Annotated in this window: 18 protein-coding genes; 10 read left to right on the top strand and 8 right to left on the bottom strand. The window is 62.4% G+C overall.

Annotated features, from left to right (window positions below; genetic code table 11):
• The first annotated feature begins 33 nt into the window (after nt 1–33).
• Nucleotides 34–1065: a helix-turn-helix domain-containing protein gene (locus tag RTQ46_RS06300; RefSeq protein WP_312435307.1), complete on the top strand. Its 1032-nt coding sequence runs from the start codon at nt 34–36 to the stop codon at nt 1063–1065.
• A 150-nt stretch (nt 1066–1215) separates the two neighbouring features.
• Nucleotides 1216–2040, top strand: a complete 825-nt coding sequence (locus tag RTQ46_RS06305; RefSeq protein WP_312435308.1) for an aldo/keto reductase — start codon at nt 1216–1218, stop codon at nt 2038–2040.
• Between the two features lie 89 nt (nt 2041–2129).
• Here RTQ46_RS06305 and RTQ46_RS06310 read toward each other — a convergent pair whose 3' ends face one another.
• The gene (locus RTQ46_RS06310; RefSeq protein ID WP_409518303.1) at nt 2130–2555 is read right to left on the bottom strand and encodes a winged helix-turn-helix transcriptional regulator; all 426 of its coding nucleotides are present in this window, start codon (nt 2553–2555) and stop codon (nt 2130–2132) included.
• A 134-nt stretch (nt 2556–2689) separates the two neighbouring features.
• On the opposite strand from RTQ46_RS06310, the gene RTQ46_RS06315 reads away from it, so the two are divergent.
• The 6 genes from RTQ46_RS06315 to RTQ46_RS06340 all read left to right on the top strand — a co-directional run bounded on the left by RTQ46_RS06315 (nt 2690) and on the right by RTQ46_RS06340 (nt 6858).
• Nucleotides 2690–3262: an FMN-dependent NADH-azoreductase gene (locus RTQ46_RS06315; RefSeq protein WP_312435309.1), complete on the top strand. Its 573-nt coding sequence runs from the start codon at nt 2690–2692 to the stop codon at nt 3260–3262.
• Nucleotides 3263–3363: 101 nt separating this feature from the next.
• A complete protein-coding gene (locus RTQ46_RS06320) occupies nt 3364–3651 on the top strand; it encodes a putative quinol monooxygenase (RefSeq protein WP_312435310.1) in 288 nt (95 codons plus the stop codon).
• Between the two features lie 82 nt (nt 3652–3733).
• Nucleotides 3734–4318 carry a hypothetical protein gene (locus RTQ46_RS06325; protein ID WP_312435311.1) on the top strand — a complete coding sequence of 195 codons (585 nt, stop codon included), beginning with the start codon at nt 3734–3736 and terminating at the stop codon, nt 4316–4318.
• Nucleotides 4318–5028 (top strand): hypothetical protein, encoded by a 711-nt coding sequence (locus RTQ46_RS06330; RefSeq protein ID WP_312435313.1) that lies wholly within the window; start codon nt 4318–4320, stop codon nt 5026–5028. Before RTQ46_RS06325 ends, RTQ46_RS06330 begins: the two co-directional genes overlap by 1 nt.
• Before the next feature lie 94 nt (nt 5029–5122).
• Nucleotides 5123–5749, top strand: coding sequence for a M17 family peptidase N-terminal domain-containing protein (locus RTQ46_RS06335; RefSeq protein WP_312435314.1), 627 nt, complete (start codon nt 5123–5125; stop codon nt 5747–5749).
• Nucleotides 5750–5856: 107 nt separating this feature from the next.
• Nucleotides 5857–6858, top strand: coding sequence for an SDR family oxidoreductase (locus tag RTQ46_RS06340; RefSeq protein WP_312435316.1), 1002 nt, complete (start codon nt 5857–5859; stop codon nt 6856–6858).
• A 13-nt stretch (nt 6859–6871) separates the two neighbouring features.
• Here the strand turns inward: RTQ46_RS06340 and RTQ46_RS06345 are convergent, their stop codons facing one another.
• Nucleotides 6872–7210: a hypothetical protein gene (locus RTQ46_RS06345; protein ID WP_312435317.1), complete on the bottom strand. Its 339-nt coding sequence runs from the start codon at nt 7208–7210 to the stop codon at nt 6872–6874.
• A 71-nt stretch (nt 7211–7281) separates the two neighbouring features.
• Nucleotides 7282–7848, bottom strand: a complete 567-nt coding sequence (locus RTQ46_RS06350) for a sigma-70 family RNA polymerase sigma factor (RefSeq protein ID WP_312435318.1) — start codon at nt 7846–7848, stop codon at nt 7282–7284.
• 349 nt (nt 7849–8197) lie between these two features.
• Here RTQ46_RS06350 and RTQ46_RS06355 point away from each other — a divergent pair, with 349 nt between their 5' ends.
• Nucleotides 8198–8458 carry a hypothetical protein gene (locus RTQ46_RS06355; RefSeq protein ID WP_312435320.1) on the top strand — a complete coding sequence of 87 codons (261 nt, stop codon included), beginning with the start codon at nt 8198–8200 and terminating at the stop codon, nt 8456–8458.
• An 18-nt stretch (nt 8459–8476) separates the two neighbouring features.
• On the opposite strand, the gene RTQ46_RS06360 is transcribed toward RTQ46_RS06355, so the two are convergent.
• The 4 genes from RTQ46_RS06360 to RTQ46_RS06375 all read right to left on the bottom strand — a co-directional run bounded on the left by RTQ46_RS06360 (nt 8477) and on the right by RTQ46_RS06375 (nt 12568).
• The gene (locus RTQ46_RS06360) at nt 8477–8926 is read right to left on the bottom strand and encodes an Imm70 family immunity protein (RefSeq protein WP_312435321.1); all 450 of its coding nucleotides are present in this window, start codon (nt 8924–8926) and stop codon (nt 8477–8479) included.
• A 23-nt stretch (nt 8927–8949) separates the two neighbouring features.
• Nucleotides 8950–11409, bottom strand: coding sequence for a transglycosylase domain-containing protein (locus RTQ46_RS06365; RefSeq protein WP_312435322.1), 2460 nt, complete (start codon nt 11407–11409; stop codon nt 8950–8952).
• Nucleotides 11410–11495: 86 nt separating this feature from the next.
• Complete coding sequence (gene blaOXA, locus RTQ46_RS06370) at nt 11496–12311, bottom strand: class D beta-lactamase (RefSeq protein ID WP_312435324.1); 816 nt, start codon at nt 12309–12311, stop codon at nt 11496–11498.
• A gap of 89 nt (nt 12312–12400) precedes the next feature.
• A complete protein-coding gene (locus RTQ46_RS06375) occupies nt 12401–12568 on the bottom strand; it encodes a hypothetical protein (protein WP_312435325.1) in 168 nt (55 codons plus the stop codon).
• Nucleotides 12569–12668: 100 nt separating this feature from the next.
• Between RTQ46_RS06375 and RTQ46_RS06380 the strand changes: the two genes are divergently transcribed.
• Nucleotides 12669–13025 (top strand): VOC family protein, encoded by a 357-nt coding sequence (locus RTQ46_RS06380; protein ID WP_312435326.1) that lies wholly within the window; start codon nt 12669–12671, stop codon nt 13023–13025.
• Nucleotides 13026–13032: 7 nt separating this feature from the next.
• On the opposite strand, the gene alkB is transcribed toward RTQ46_RS06380, so the two are convergent.
• On the bottom strand, nt 13033–13695 hold the full coding sequence (alkB, locus tag RTQ46_RS06385) for a DNA oxidative demethylase AlkB (RefSeq protein ID WP_312435327.1): 663 nt from the start codon (nt 13693–13695) through the stop codon (nt 13033–13035).
• Between the last annotated feature and the right edge of the window lie 31 nt (nt 13696–13726).

A 13726-nucleotide genomic window follows, 5' to 3' on the forward strand; every position in this document is an offset into this window, starting at 1 on the left:
TACAAACAAGTCCGCAGAGGCTTTGGAGACGACATGCACAAAACCGACACCCGCACGGTGGCGAACCATATCGCACGCCAGTGCGCGATGGCGCTGGAGGCCGATGGCCATGGCCCGGACGATTTTTACCGGCATACCGGCATCACGCGCGCGCAGCTCGTCGAGCCCGGAGGACGCATCGATGCGCAGCGCCACCGGCGCATGGTGGCGTATGCGCAGCAACTGCCGCTGCAGCGGGGCATGCTCGACATCGAGCCACAGCACTGGCTGGCGCACTTTCCGGAAGTGGCCCAGGTCTGCTTCAACCGCCCTGCCCTGCGCGACGCGCTGCACCAGCTGCTGCAGTTGCGCGGCCTGATCGGCGAATTCGATTTCATGCTGATGCGGGAAAATGGCAGCCGCGTCGAAATCGAATACCTGTCCGAATTCTGCCCGCAGGGCGGCGCCATGCAGGCGCTGGCCAACTTCAAGATCCTGTCGCTGGTGGCGCGTGCCTATGACGACGGCGTGCCGACGGCATTCGAGGCCAGCTTCCAGGGCAAGGCGCCATGGTTTGCGCCTGCCGTGTCGGACAGCTTCGGCGCACCGGCGCGCTACGGCCAGGCGCGCAATACGCTGGTATTCGATGCGCGCCGGCTCGACGCGCCGTACCGCCACTTCAATACCTTGCTGGCGCCGCATGCGCTGGAGCACGCGCAGGCGCAACTGCACAAGCTGCGCAGCGCCCAGCGGTTTTCAGCCCGCGTGGAGCAGGCCATCATCGACCTGCTGGCAACAAGTGATGGCCTGCAGGCCGACAGCGCCTCGCTGCTGCCGGCCCTGTGCGACGGCCTGGCGATGAACAGCTGGACCCTGCGGCGCCAGCTGCAGCAGGAGGACACTTCGTTCCGCGCGCTGGAACTGCGCGCCAAAAGCCGCGAATCGCGCCGCCTGCTGCGCGAGACGACACTGAGCGTGGCCGAAATCGGCGACCGCCTGGGCTTCTCCTCGCAAAGCGCCTTTACCCGTTTCTTCAGGACCCAGTTCGAACTGCCGCCGGCGCGCTACCGGCAGGAGGCGAGATAGCGCAGCGGCAGACGCACATGACAGAGGTACGGCGTACCGGGCATCACGGCGCACCAGTGGCGCCACGGGCGATGGCGATACCCTGCTGCCATCGAGTTATTCCAACCATCGGGCATCTGAACCGGCTGCCCATTTTTTCTTTCCCTGACAATGACGACACAAAAACTGATCGAACTGAACGACGGCAACCATATTCCGGCCATCGGACTCGGTGTCTGGCAAGCGACTCCCGAGCAGGCCAGCGCCGCCGTCGTGGAAGCACTGGCTGCGGGTTACCGCCATATCGATACGGCAGCAATCTACGAGAATGAAGACGGCGTCGGCGCCGGCCTGTCCAGGGCTGGCTTGCCGCGCGAAGACGTGTTTGTCACGACCAAGATCTGGAACGACGCCCAAGGCTTGCACAAAACCGCGCAGGCGCTTGACGCGAGCCTGAAACGGCTGAAACTCGATTATGTTGATTTGCTGCTGATACACTGGCCAGTTCCGAAGCAGGACTTGTATGTGGAAACGTGGCAGGCCCTGGCGCAGGCGCGCGACGCGGGCAAGGTGCGTTCGATCGGCGTCTCCAACTTCACTGAAGAACACCTGCAGCGCCTGGTCGACGAGACCGGCATCGTGCCGACCCTGAACCAGATCGAATTGCACCCATTTTTCCAGCAGCACGACTTGCGTGCTGTCCATCAGCGCATGGGCATACGCACGCAGGCCTGGAGCCCGCTGGGCCAAAGCGCTGCGCTGGCAGATCCGACCATCGCAGCCATCGCGGCACGCCACCATCGTACGCCGGCACAAATCGTCCTGCGCTGGCAGCTGCAACTTGGCAATATCGCGATCCCGAAATCGGTCACGCCAGAGCGCATCCGTTCGAATCTCGACGTCTTCGATTTTGTGCTCGGCGACGATGATATGGCGGCCATCGCGGCCCTGGATCGCAATGGCCGGATCGGTCCGGATCCCCTGCTGTTTCCGTAGTGCTCTGCCTGGCCCCTCGTCGAATTGCTACTCAGGTGACATGCCGGCAGCGGCCAGAGGATCAGCGGCCACGCAGCTGATGGCAGGCCCTAGGCCAACCCGTCCAGCCCAGCCTCATTTTTCGCGTCATACGCCAGCCGCGCCGCCTCGATCTGCGCGCGGTGGCCGAACGCCCACTGGCCCAGCGCGCTGATCGGCGGCAGCAGCGAGCGGCCCAGGTCGGTCAATGCGTAATCGACGCGCGGCGGCACGGTGGGAAACACCGTGCGCGTAACCAGGCCGTCGCGTTCCAGGCCGCGCAAGGTCAATGTCAGCATGCGCTGCGAAATGCCGCCGATCAGGCGGCGCATCTCGTTGAAACGCTTGCTGCCATTGCCCAGCAACATCACCACCAGCACGCTCCACTTGTCGCCCACGCGCGCCAGGATATCGGTCGCCGGCTGGCAGGAATGCGCGACGGCCGGATAGCCGCCCTCCTCGCGCATGCGCTGTTCCAGGTGCGTGGCCGGCGCCATGGCGCTGTCCACAGTCACACCGGTGTGCCCGGGTATGGAAAAAGTGCCTTCTTGTGCGTTCATTTTTTAGTCACTATATTAGCCTCAGGTACAAAATGATACCACCCTCGACACACTACTGAACAAGGCCTACCATGAAGATCCTGCATATCGATTCGAGCATCCTCGGCGACCATTCGACCACCCGCCAGCTGACGGCGGCCATTACCGCGCGCCTGCGGGCGGCCGCACCGGCCACGCAAGTCGTCTACCGCGACCTGGCCGCCGAACCGCTGCCGCAGTTTACCGCCGCACCTGGCGCAGAAGACGCCGCCGCACTGGCCACCGCACTCGAGCAGGTGCTGGCAGCCGACGTGATCGTGATCGGCGCGCCGCTGTACAACTTCAGCATTCCGACTCAACTGAAATCGTGGCTCGACGCGCTGGCCGTGCCGGGCAAGACGTTTGCCTATGGCGCCAACGGCCCCGAAGGCCTGCTGGGCGCCAAGCGCGTGATCGTCGCCTCGGCGCGTGGCGGCATATACACGCCTGGCACGCCGATGGCCAGCCTCGACCACCAGGAAAACTATCTGAAAAGCTTCTTCGGCTTTGTCGGCGTGACGCAATTTGACATCGTGCGCGCCGAGGGACTGAAGGTCAGCGAGGAGGTGAAAACGCAGGCCATGGCCGCCGCGTTCGGGCAGATCGCCGCGCTGCAGGCGGCATAAAAACCGAATCTCGGCAGGGTCGGGCAAACCTGCGCCAGATGCGCTAAGCTCCTGCTGCCCGCGCAGCAAGCGCTGCGCCCACCCTCATCACAAGGAATACCATGACCCTGATCGTCGTCGCTACCATCGATGCCCAACCCGACCATATCGCCGCCGTGCGCGCCGCGCTCGAAGCGGTGGTGCCACCGAGCCGCGCAGAGAGCGCCTGCCTGCGCTACGAACTGCACCTGGACAACAAGACGCCCACGCGCTTTATCATGCTGGAAGAGTGGGCGGACAAGGCAGCCCTGACGGAGCATGAAGCCACGCCGCATTTCAAGCAACTGGTCGCCGCCGTCGGCGACAAGGTGGTCAAGATTGACGTGGCGGAACTGAGCAGGCTGGCGTAAGCGGCTCAAGCGCTTCCAAACGCGCGCGCCTGAGGAAACGTTGCCATATAGAATATGGCAACTTTCCTTTCTTGTCTCGATCATGATTTCATTTCGCAGCACACCCCGTGCACTTGCCCTGGCGGCAGCCGCCCTCTTCTCCTCGTTCAACGCAGCGGCGCAAACCGCCAACACGGATATCGCCGGCGACTACGATCTTGCTTCGTCGACCACCGTGCCGGCCAGCAAATGGGGCTATACCAAGGGCCGCATTTCGATCAAGCCGCTCGACGACAAGCATTTATTGATCCTGTTCGCCTGCGAATGGAAGCGCGAGCCAAAAGCCGTCTGCAGCGATTTCTTCTACGCCCAGCGGCGCGATGACGGCCTGTACCTGCAGGACATGAACACGGACTCCATGCGCCTGTATTTTGACCCGGCCACGCGCAAGCTGACCATGATCTCGCGCGGTTACGACGCCAAGGCCAGCGTGCGGCACGATGTCTTCGCGCCCACCACCGCGCCCCTGACCGACCCGGCCCTGGTACGGCGCATGAAACGCGAGCAGGGCAATGCCGTCAGCAAGGAAAACCTGCGCGTGTTCGGTCCCTACAATAAATGGGATTACCAGAACAACCGCATCGAGTTCCAGCAGCAGCAAGTGAAACAAGCCGCAGCGAAACCGTGATGCGGCGCCAGATGCTGCGCCTGGCCAGCGTTCTGCTGTGTTCGCCGGTGCTGGCGCGCGCGGCGCAAACCGGCCTGTCCGGCACCGTGCGCCGGCGCATCCTGGCGACCATCGAAGCACCCTTGCCCCAGGTCTTGAATGTCCAGCACCTTGCCCTGATACGGCGTTTCCGGATCGACTGGTCGCCGGTCGAAAGCGGCGCGCCGATGCTCAACCCGGAACACCCGCTGGGCGAAGGCGACACGCTTGCGCTGGCGATGCAGGCGACCGGCGGCAAGGATGCGGCAACAGCGGCGCAGCGCCTGATGGAAGCGGCGCTGCTGCTGCCGCATTTCGTGCAGATGGCCAACCTCAAGCCGGGTACCTATGCGCTGGGCAACACCGGCTTTGCCTTTTCCGGACGGCATCTGACCTTGCTGCGCCGCCAGGCGTGGATGCCGCTGGAAATGCTGGGCATGGCTGCGGAGGATTACCTGGCCGAAGGCTACTGGCCCACGCCGTCCGTCGACGGCAAGCGCCCGTATGGCGACTTTACCAACTACCCGGTCGAGATGGCGCAGGCGCTGGGCTTGCCGGTGCGCAAACAGCCTGACGGCGTGCTCGCGGTCACGCCCGTACTGCAGAAAGAACTGGAAGCGCTGCATGAACAGACCATGCCTGCGCTGCAGGTGTTCGTGGGCCATGCGGGGTTGATGCGCAACACGGTGTGACGCACGGCCTGCCTTCTGGCAGGTGCCGGCGGCGCCGTGCGCGGTTAAGCTGAGCGCATCGTCTTATGCAAAGAAAGTTGCTGCCATGACCGCCATGCCACCATCCCGTACCGTGGTACGCCACCAGATCGGCTCCGCCCATGGCGTCGTGTTCGACGTCGTCGCCTGGGGACCGGCCCTGGCCGAAGTCGACCTGAGCGTGGCCTGCATGTTTGAACATGAGGTGGCCGGCGCGCCTGTCGCCGGCGGCCTGCTGGGCCTGGACCAGGCGCTCGCTGGCCAGCTGACACGGCTGCGCGCCGATGGCGCCTTTCGCGCGCAGCCGATGGAAACGCTGCTGATCACCACGCCGCCGCCGGCAATGGTGCCGCGCGCGATCCTGGTCATCGGCCTTGGCGATCCGGACCTGCTGACGTCCGACGTGCTGCGCCGTGCCACCCGAGTGGCCATGCGCGAGGCGATCCGCCATGGCGCGCGCTCGATGGCGTTCGCGCCCAGCGTGCTCGACGCGGGGCATGCGGACAATGCGGCGCTGAACATGCCGGAAGTAATGCTGGATGGCATGCTCAGCGCGCTGGCCGCCGAAGTCACGCTGGCCGCGACGGGCCTGGCACCGGCACCTGCCCTGCAGCACTGCACTTTCGATGTCGGTGCGCCGCGCGTGCAAGCGGCAGCACTGGCGTTTGCCGCTGCTTTCACCAGGCTGAATGATGCCAGATAGCAAAATCACTCACATGTGAGTTACCGTACGGTAGTTCAGCGCGCACTACCGCATGCTTGACCTTGCTTGCCATTCTCTCCACGCATGCTTACAAGAAAGGTCAACTCATGGATGCTGATAACACCAACCGCTCGCGCCGCAACTTCGTCGGCGTGGCCGCCACCGGCGCACTCGCATCGGTCGTCGCACCGGCCATGGCGCAATCGGGTGGCGCCGCGCGCCCGGCCGGCGTGCCGCCCAATCCCGTCACGCAATATCCCCAGCCGCCATTTGCCATCCAGCAGCAACCGTGGCCCGGCCTCACCAGCAAGATGAATCCGCGCCCCGACCATGGCGAAACCAGCTACAAGGGCTCGGGCCGCCTGGCGGGCCGCCGCGCCCTGATTACGGGCGGCGACTCGGGCATAGGCCGCGCCGCCGCCATCGCCTTTGCGCGCGAAGGCGCCGACGTGGCCATCAATTACCTGCCGGCCGAAGAGGAAGACGCGCGCGAAGTGGCGCAGCTGATCCGCGCCGCAGGCCGCAAGGCGGTCACCATTCCCGGCGACATCAAGGACGAAGCGTTCTGCCAGAAACTGGTGGCGGACGCGGCCAAGGCGCTGGGCGGCCTCGACATTCTCGTCAACAACGCGGCGCGCCAGTTCTCGGCCGACTCGATCACCGAGATGAGCACCGCGCATTTCGACGAAACCTTCAAGACCAATGTGTATGCGATGTTCTGGATCACCAGGGCGGCAGTCCCCCTGATGAAAGCCGGCTCGGCCATTATCAACACCTCGTCCGTGAATGCCTACGATCCGAGCGAAAACCTGCTCGACTACGCAGCCACCAAGAGCGCCATCATGATCTTTACCAAAGGACTGGCCAAGCAGCTGGCCAGCAAGGGCATCCGCGTCAACGCCGTCGCGCCCGGTCCGTTCTGGACCCCGCTGCAAGTGACCGGCGGCCAGCCACCCGACAAGCTGCCCACCTTCGGCAAGGACACGCCGCTGGGCCGTCCGGGACAGCCGGCCGAACTGGCGGGCGTGTATGTGTTGCTGGCGTCCGGTGAATCGAGCTATGCAACCGGTCAGGTGTATGCGGCCGTCGGCGGGAATGGCGGACCTTGAGCGTGCGATTGCCTTATTGATCGCGGCCGTCATCCGCAGGCGCCGCGGTTCCGGGTATTTTTTTCGGGGCTTCCCTTGCCACTTGTCCGGATAAAACAGCTGTTTCCGGGGGCACCGACATGCCGATCATTTTCGGTGGCGAGGGATCTTTTCTGCGAGTGTGCACCAATACGCGTAATGCAACCGCCAATGACACATCATTCTCGTACAAATATTTCGCCGCCACCGCAGTACCCAGCATCTCCTGGAAGATAATCGCCACGTCTATTTTTTGCGCGGTGAGCGCGTCGATCCGTCGGCGGCGATCCATCTCCAGCTGATCGGTGTGACCGATAATGTTTTCATTTTCCATGTAAGTTCATATCATTAGGGTAAATACCCTGCCATCCTGCGCCGGGGCAACCTTCCTCATGGCGACCGGGCTCATTCTTCTTCCAGTATCTTTCGCATCTCTGACCTTACGCGATGGATACGGCTTCTTACTGTTCCTATAGGGCAGCCCACCCTCGCGGCAATTTCGTCGTAAGGCATCCCTTCGTTCTCACGCAGCAATAAAACCATCTTTAAAAATGACGGCAAATCGTCGATCAATTTGGTTATTTCAATAATGGATTCCCTGGCAATGCATATCGCTTCAGGATCGTCTTCATCCAGCAAGCCTGCCTGATCGATCAAATGGTCGTCTACCTCAACCAGATAAACCAGCTCGCGACCGATTTTCATTCTGCCTTCACGATCATTTTTTATACAATTCATGGTGATCGAGAATAACCATGTAAAAAAGGCGCAATCCCCACGAAATCGTTTCAAACCCTGAAATGCCTTTATAAAAACACTCTGCACTATATCGTCAGCATCCTGCGGATTCTTTACATATTGGCTCACCAATCGCTTTACCCGTGGCTTATATTTAAAAAACAATATTTTAAAGGCGGCCGGACTGCCATCGACAGCATTTTCTAATAGGAAATTTTCGTTGTTTTTCAGCATGAATCGCTCGCTCGAAACAGTGCAGAGTTCGTATCCTAGCAGTAAGAATTACCGAAAAATTATCAGCACAAAAAGTATTGATATAGATCAAATTAAAATAATGTAAACATGATTTTTGTTGCAATTAAATCAAATGGATATTCCGAACAAAAATACTTTTCGATGAAACAAATTTTTCCTGAGTGAAATTTTTTTAAGATGAAGACAATATGCGAATGATCTTTCCTATTTGAATTAATATTTCCATATGGAAATTTTTATAATGCCGTAAAGTTAAGGATGTGTTCGTCTTTCTTGCGCGCCAAAAAAATTTATATAGTAATATTTGAAAAAATTTAGAAAACTTCAAATGAGCAAGAAATCCGATCACGCCTATTTCATCGAGTTCACACAGCGAACCACACGGGTGATACGTGCGCTAACGGTTGAGTCCGGACGGATGAAAATCGATATCAAGGATACGGCGACGCCGTTTGACACGCGTATTGTCGACGCATGGATCAGCATCGAAGAAGGCGTACTGTGGCTGGAGTATGAAACGGGTGAGGATCAGACGGTGAGGGTCAGGCTTGCCAAGGTGCTGCGATGGTCACGCCAGCCAAAATGGTAATTCTGGCGCTTGGCACGTTCAGCTCACGTAATAAAACGGCTCGATGCCGTCAAACGGAATAATCTCCAGCACGCCGCCCTGTTGTTCGAGCGCCGCCACGCAGGCCAGCATCTCGTCCAGCAGGTTGGTGCTCTCCACGGTGGCGTGGTAGTTGGCCATCGAGGTGGTGCCGGGATTGATGGCCTTGCCCCACGGCGGCTGGCGCGCCAGGTCGTTGATATCCCACACGACCTGGTCCGGACTCAGGCTGGCCAGGCCTGCCTGCATTGCCTGCAGCTCGCGCAAGGCGGCAACTGCATCTTGCGCATCGAGCTTGCCCCGGTACAGCTTGCACATAATCAGCGGAAACCGCCCACCCCAGTTGCCGCCTTCCAGATGCAGCGCCACCGTGGACAGCAGCGAGTGCAGCACGATATCGAAGCCGATATCGGTAATCATGTCGCCGTGCTTGAATGCGATGCTGCTCATGCAGAGGTCCTTGGAAAAGCCGCTCAGCCCTGCGGTTGCGGCACCGGGAACGCCGGCACCGGCAGCGGCGCCGGCACATCCTGCGGCACGGCCCGCCCATTCGACTCCTGCCCGCCATTGTCTTCGGGCGGCATGGCCAGCGGCGCGGCCGGCGCGCCTTCCTGCTGCATGTCGCCGCCCTCTTCCACCGGCTCGTTTTCCGGCTCCATCGCTTCGATGCGGCGCGGTGGCGGCGGTGGTTTGCCGCCCGGGAAGATGGCGTCGCGCGACAGCTTGCCCGTATCGAGCGCCGTCTTGAAGAAGTCGCCCACTACCAGCACGGCGTTGTGGCCGCCCTGGCCCCAGTAGTTGCTGCGCATGGTGACGCGCGCGTCGTTGAAGCCGACCCAGGCGCCGCCCACCAGTTCCGGGTGCATCAGGATGAACCAGCCGTCGGCATTGTTCTGCGTGGTGCCGCTCTTGCCGGCCACGTCGGAGCGCACGCCGAAGCGGTTGCGGATGGCCGTGCCGGTGCCACGGTCAATCACGCCGCGCATCATGTCGGTCAGGGTATTGGCCGACTCGACCGACATGGCCTGTTTCGGCTTGTCTTCGCCGAAACGGGCGATCAGCTTGCCGTCGCGGTCGGTGATATGCGTGACGACATACGGCATGCGCGCCTGGCCCTGCGCGGCGATGCTGGCATAGGCGTTGACCATTTCCAGCAAGGTGACGGGGCTGGTACCGAGCGCCAGCGACGGCACCGAAGCGAGCTTGCTGTCACGCACGCCCAGCGCGCGCGCCAGCTTGATAATCGGCGGCAGGCCGACATCCTGCATCACCTGCGCCGTGATGGTGTTTTTCGAGTACACCAGGCCGTCGCGCATGGTCATGTCGCGACCGGTGGTGCCGCTCATGTCGGTCGGGCGCCATTTGGTGCCGTCGGCCGCCTTGATGTCCATCACTTCATCGCGATACACGTGTTCGGGACTGAGGCCCTTTTCCAGCGCAGCGCCATACACGATGGGCTTGAAGGTGGAACCGGGCTGGCGCGCGGCCTGGGCCACGTGGTCAAACTGCTCGCGCGCAAAGTCGCGGCTGCCGACCCAGGCGCGCAGCGCGCCAGTGGTCGGGTCCATCGCCACGAACCCGGCCTGCAGCCGCGTTTTCGATTTGCGCAGGGCGCTCATGAAGGCGCGCTCGCCCTTCATCTGGGCCAGCGCCTCGTCGGGCGCACTGCCGGCGGCCACCAGCTTGCGGTATTCGCCGGACTCGCGCACGAACGCGTCAAGCAGGGCCGGATGCGTTTTCCAGAAGTAATCGAACGGCACGCTGCCCGATTGCATCGAGGCAAACATGCCGGTCGAGGTGGACGACGGCACGCCGGCGCGCGCCCATTCCACGTCGGCGATCGCCTGCAGCGCATTGGCCTGGCGTTCGACGGCGCGCTCGGCCGCCTGCTGCAGGTCCATGTCCAGCGTGGTGTGCACGATCAGGCCGTCGAGTTCCAGGTTGTAGTCGTTTTCATCGGCCCAGTCGATCAGCCATTTGCGCACATAGGCCGTGAAATGGCTGTCGGTTTGCGCGCGTTCGCTCTGGCGCTCGAAGTGCAGGCGCAGCGGCCGCTTGATCAGCTGTTTGTAGCGCGCCTCGTCGATCACCTCGTGCTTGCGCATCTGGCCCAGCACCACGTTGCGGCGCTGCAGCGAACGTTCGGGATTGCCAACCGGGTTGTAGTAATTCGTGCCCTTGAGCATGCCGACCAGGGTCGCGCTTTCCAGGATATCGAGCCGCGCGGCGGACTTGTCGAAATAGGTGCGGGCCGCCATTTCGATGCCGAAGGTGTTGTACAGGAACGGTACCGTGTTCAGATAGGCCTCCAGGATCTCGGTCTTGCTGTAGGTCGCCTCGATCTTCAGCGCCGTGATCAGTTCCTTGAGCTTGCGGTTCAGGCTGCGCGAGCGGCCTATTTCGACCGGAAACATATTGCGTGCCAGCTGCTGGGTAATGGTCGAGCCGCCCTGCGGATCGCCCGTCAGGCTGTGGAACATGGCGCCGGCCAGGCGTTTGAAGTCGACACCGTGGTGATCATAAAAACGGTGGTCTTCGGTGGCGATCAGGGCGCTGACCACGTTCGGCGAAATATCCTTCAACGTGACGCGCTCCTGCAGGCCCTGGTCGAAGCGGGCCAGTTCCTGGCCGCCGGCCGCCACCATGGTGCTGGGCGCCGCCGTGCGCGCCTGGCGCAGGTCGTGGATGCTGGGCGTCAAGGGAATCAGAAGCAACAGGTAGGCGACCAGCAGCGCCAGCACGGCCAGAAAAGACCACAAGGCCATCACCAGCGCGCGCCGTCCCGCCGGCAAGGCCATCAGGTGTGCATGGCCGCGTCCGTATAACGCTGCCAGGCGGGCACCGCCATGCCGGGCCAGGCGCGCCGCCTGATCCTTGCCGCGCGCCGTCCATTGTTTTGCTTTCGCCCGAAACTGCTCCATGCCTGATGCCATGCCTTGCCCTTGTCTGTTGCCGGAATATCCGTTTCGGCAAGTATATAGGGCGCAGGCATAGCCTGGCGGAACACAGCAGAAGAAACTTACTGCTGCGCCTGTTCCAGCATGGCTGGCAATTCACGGATCATCGCCTCGCGCGTGCGCAGGCCCGCCGACTGCTGGCCCGCCTGCTCATCCTGCACCAGCCGCGCAAAGACAAAGGTGCGCTCGCCCTTGCTGGCCCAGCCGACAAACCAGCCATAGCCATGCGCTTCATCGAAGCTGCCGTCGGGCTTGCGCGGAAAGGCCGCGCCCGTTTTGCCATGCAGCTGCCAGCCGCCAGGCAAATCCGCCAGGCGCGTCAGCCGCGCGGTCTCGTCGATGGCGGCACGGCTGACGGGCAGTTGATGGTTGACCAGTCTGCGCAGGAAGCCCAGTTGCTCGAGCGGCGAGATTTTCAGGGAGGAACTGATCCAGGAACGCTCCAGGCTGTTGTCCTTGCCCGGGTCGCCAGCTACATTGGCATTGCCGTAGCCGAGCGAGCGCGTATATTTCTGAAAGCGCGCCGCGCCCAGCGCCTGCGTGATCTGCTGCGAATACCAGACCACCGAATACTGCATCCAGCGCGCCGGATCGGTATCCTGGCGCCAAGCATCGCCGCCCCAATCCACATATCCCTGCTGGTAGGGCAGGCGCGGCGCATGCTGGTCCTTGAGGAAACCGGCGTCATAGCCCATCAGGCTGAGCGCGATCTTGAAGGTGGAGGCAGGCGTAACGCGCTCGATGCAGTTACCTTCCTGCAGTACCACGGCGCCCGTGGCGGCGTCACCCATGGCGGTACAGATAGTGGCGGCCTGGGCGTTGGTCGAGATGCTGAAAGCAAACGCGATCAGTGCTGATGCGGCAAAACGGAATTTCATGGGCCTCCGGAGCTAGGGCAGATGGCAAAGCGAAATTGTACCGACGCGCTGCCTGCCATGCCAGCACCATTTCGCCTGCCACCACCGGCTCAGGCGCGCTCTTCCTTCGGTTCGACCGGGAAGCGCCGCGGTTTCATGCGCTCTTCTTCCAGCTCGCCCATGCCCATTTTCTCTTCGTCAAGCAGGTCATGCTCCTGCCGTTCGCGCTCCAGTTCCGCTTCCAGCGCGCTATCCTGATCGATTTTCTGCCCCATCATGCACCTCCGCAAGCTTGAATGGTTTTCAGTGTAGGCTAGAATTGGCAAAAGCAAGGCACTTTTTGATTCCAGTTTTCACTATCAAGAAAGCGAGTCCGCCATGACCATCGTGAACGCGATTGCCAGCCTGGCCGTCAGCGACCTGCCAGCCTCCTCCCTGTGGTATGCCCGCCTGTTGGGCAAACCCGCGGCATCGCGGCCGATGCCGGAAGTGGCCGAGTGGCAGTTTGAGCGGGGCGGCTGGCTGCAGTTGTACCAGCAGCCGGACCGCGCCGGCGGCGGCTCGGTAACGCTGGCCGTCGACGATATCGGGGCGCTGGCCAGCCATCTGCAGCTGGTCGGCGTGGCGCATGGCGCGCTCAGCTCCACGCCGCAGGTGCGCACCATCATGCTGACCGACCCGGACGGCAACCATATCGCGTTTGCGCAGGCGCTCGATACGTCGATGGCGCGCTAGCAAGTGCCTATAAGGCTTTGCGAAAGGTGAGGTTGATGCGCTGCGATCCCAGCAGCGCATGCTCGCCGTCCTTCAGCGGCGCCACGCCATGGAAGCGCAGGCGGTCGGCGCCACCCCAGACCACCACGTCGCCATGCACGAGCGCGATACGCACCGCCTTGTCGCTGCGCGCGTTGCCGCCGAACAGGAAGGTGGCAGGCAGGCCCAGCGAGACGGAAACGATGGGCGCCGTGAAGTCGCACTCGTCTTTGTCCTGGTGCAACGCCATGCGTGCGCCGGGCAGGTAGCGGTTGACCAGGCAGGCGTCCGGCAGGAAACCGGGGTAGCCGGCAGCCTGCGCCGCATCCTGCGCCAGTTGCAGGAAGCCAGGCGGCATGGCCGGCCAGGGCTCGCTGCTGGCCGGGTCCTGGCGCACATAGCGGTAGCCGCGCGCGTCCGTTACCCAGCCCAGCTGGCCGCAATTGCTCATCGCGACCGACATGCGCAGTCCGCCCGGCGTGGCCATATGGCGCAGGGGCGCCGCCTGCACGATGGCGTCCAGTCCCTGCAGCAGTTGCGTGACTGCCGGCAGCGCAAAGCCGCGCAGCAGGGTCGAAGCGGTCGTGCCCGGCACCAGCGGCGCGGGGCCGATGGCGGCGTAATCGTCATCGTCAAACAGGGACAGGTTCATGCGCGTATTCTAGCGCGCCGTGAAAAAAGGC

Source organism: Janthinobacterium sp., assembly GCF_031995485.1.
In the GTDB taxonomy this organism is placed as follows: domain Bacteria; phylum Pseudomonadota; class Gammaproteobacteria; order Burkholderiales; family Burkholderiaceae_D; genus Janthinobacterium.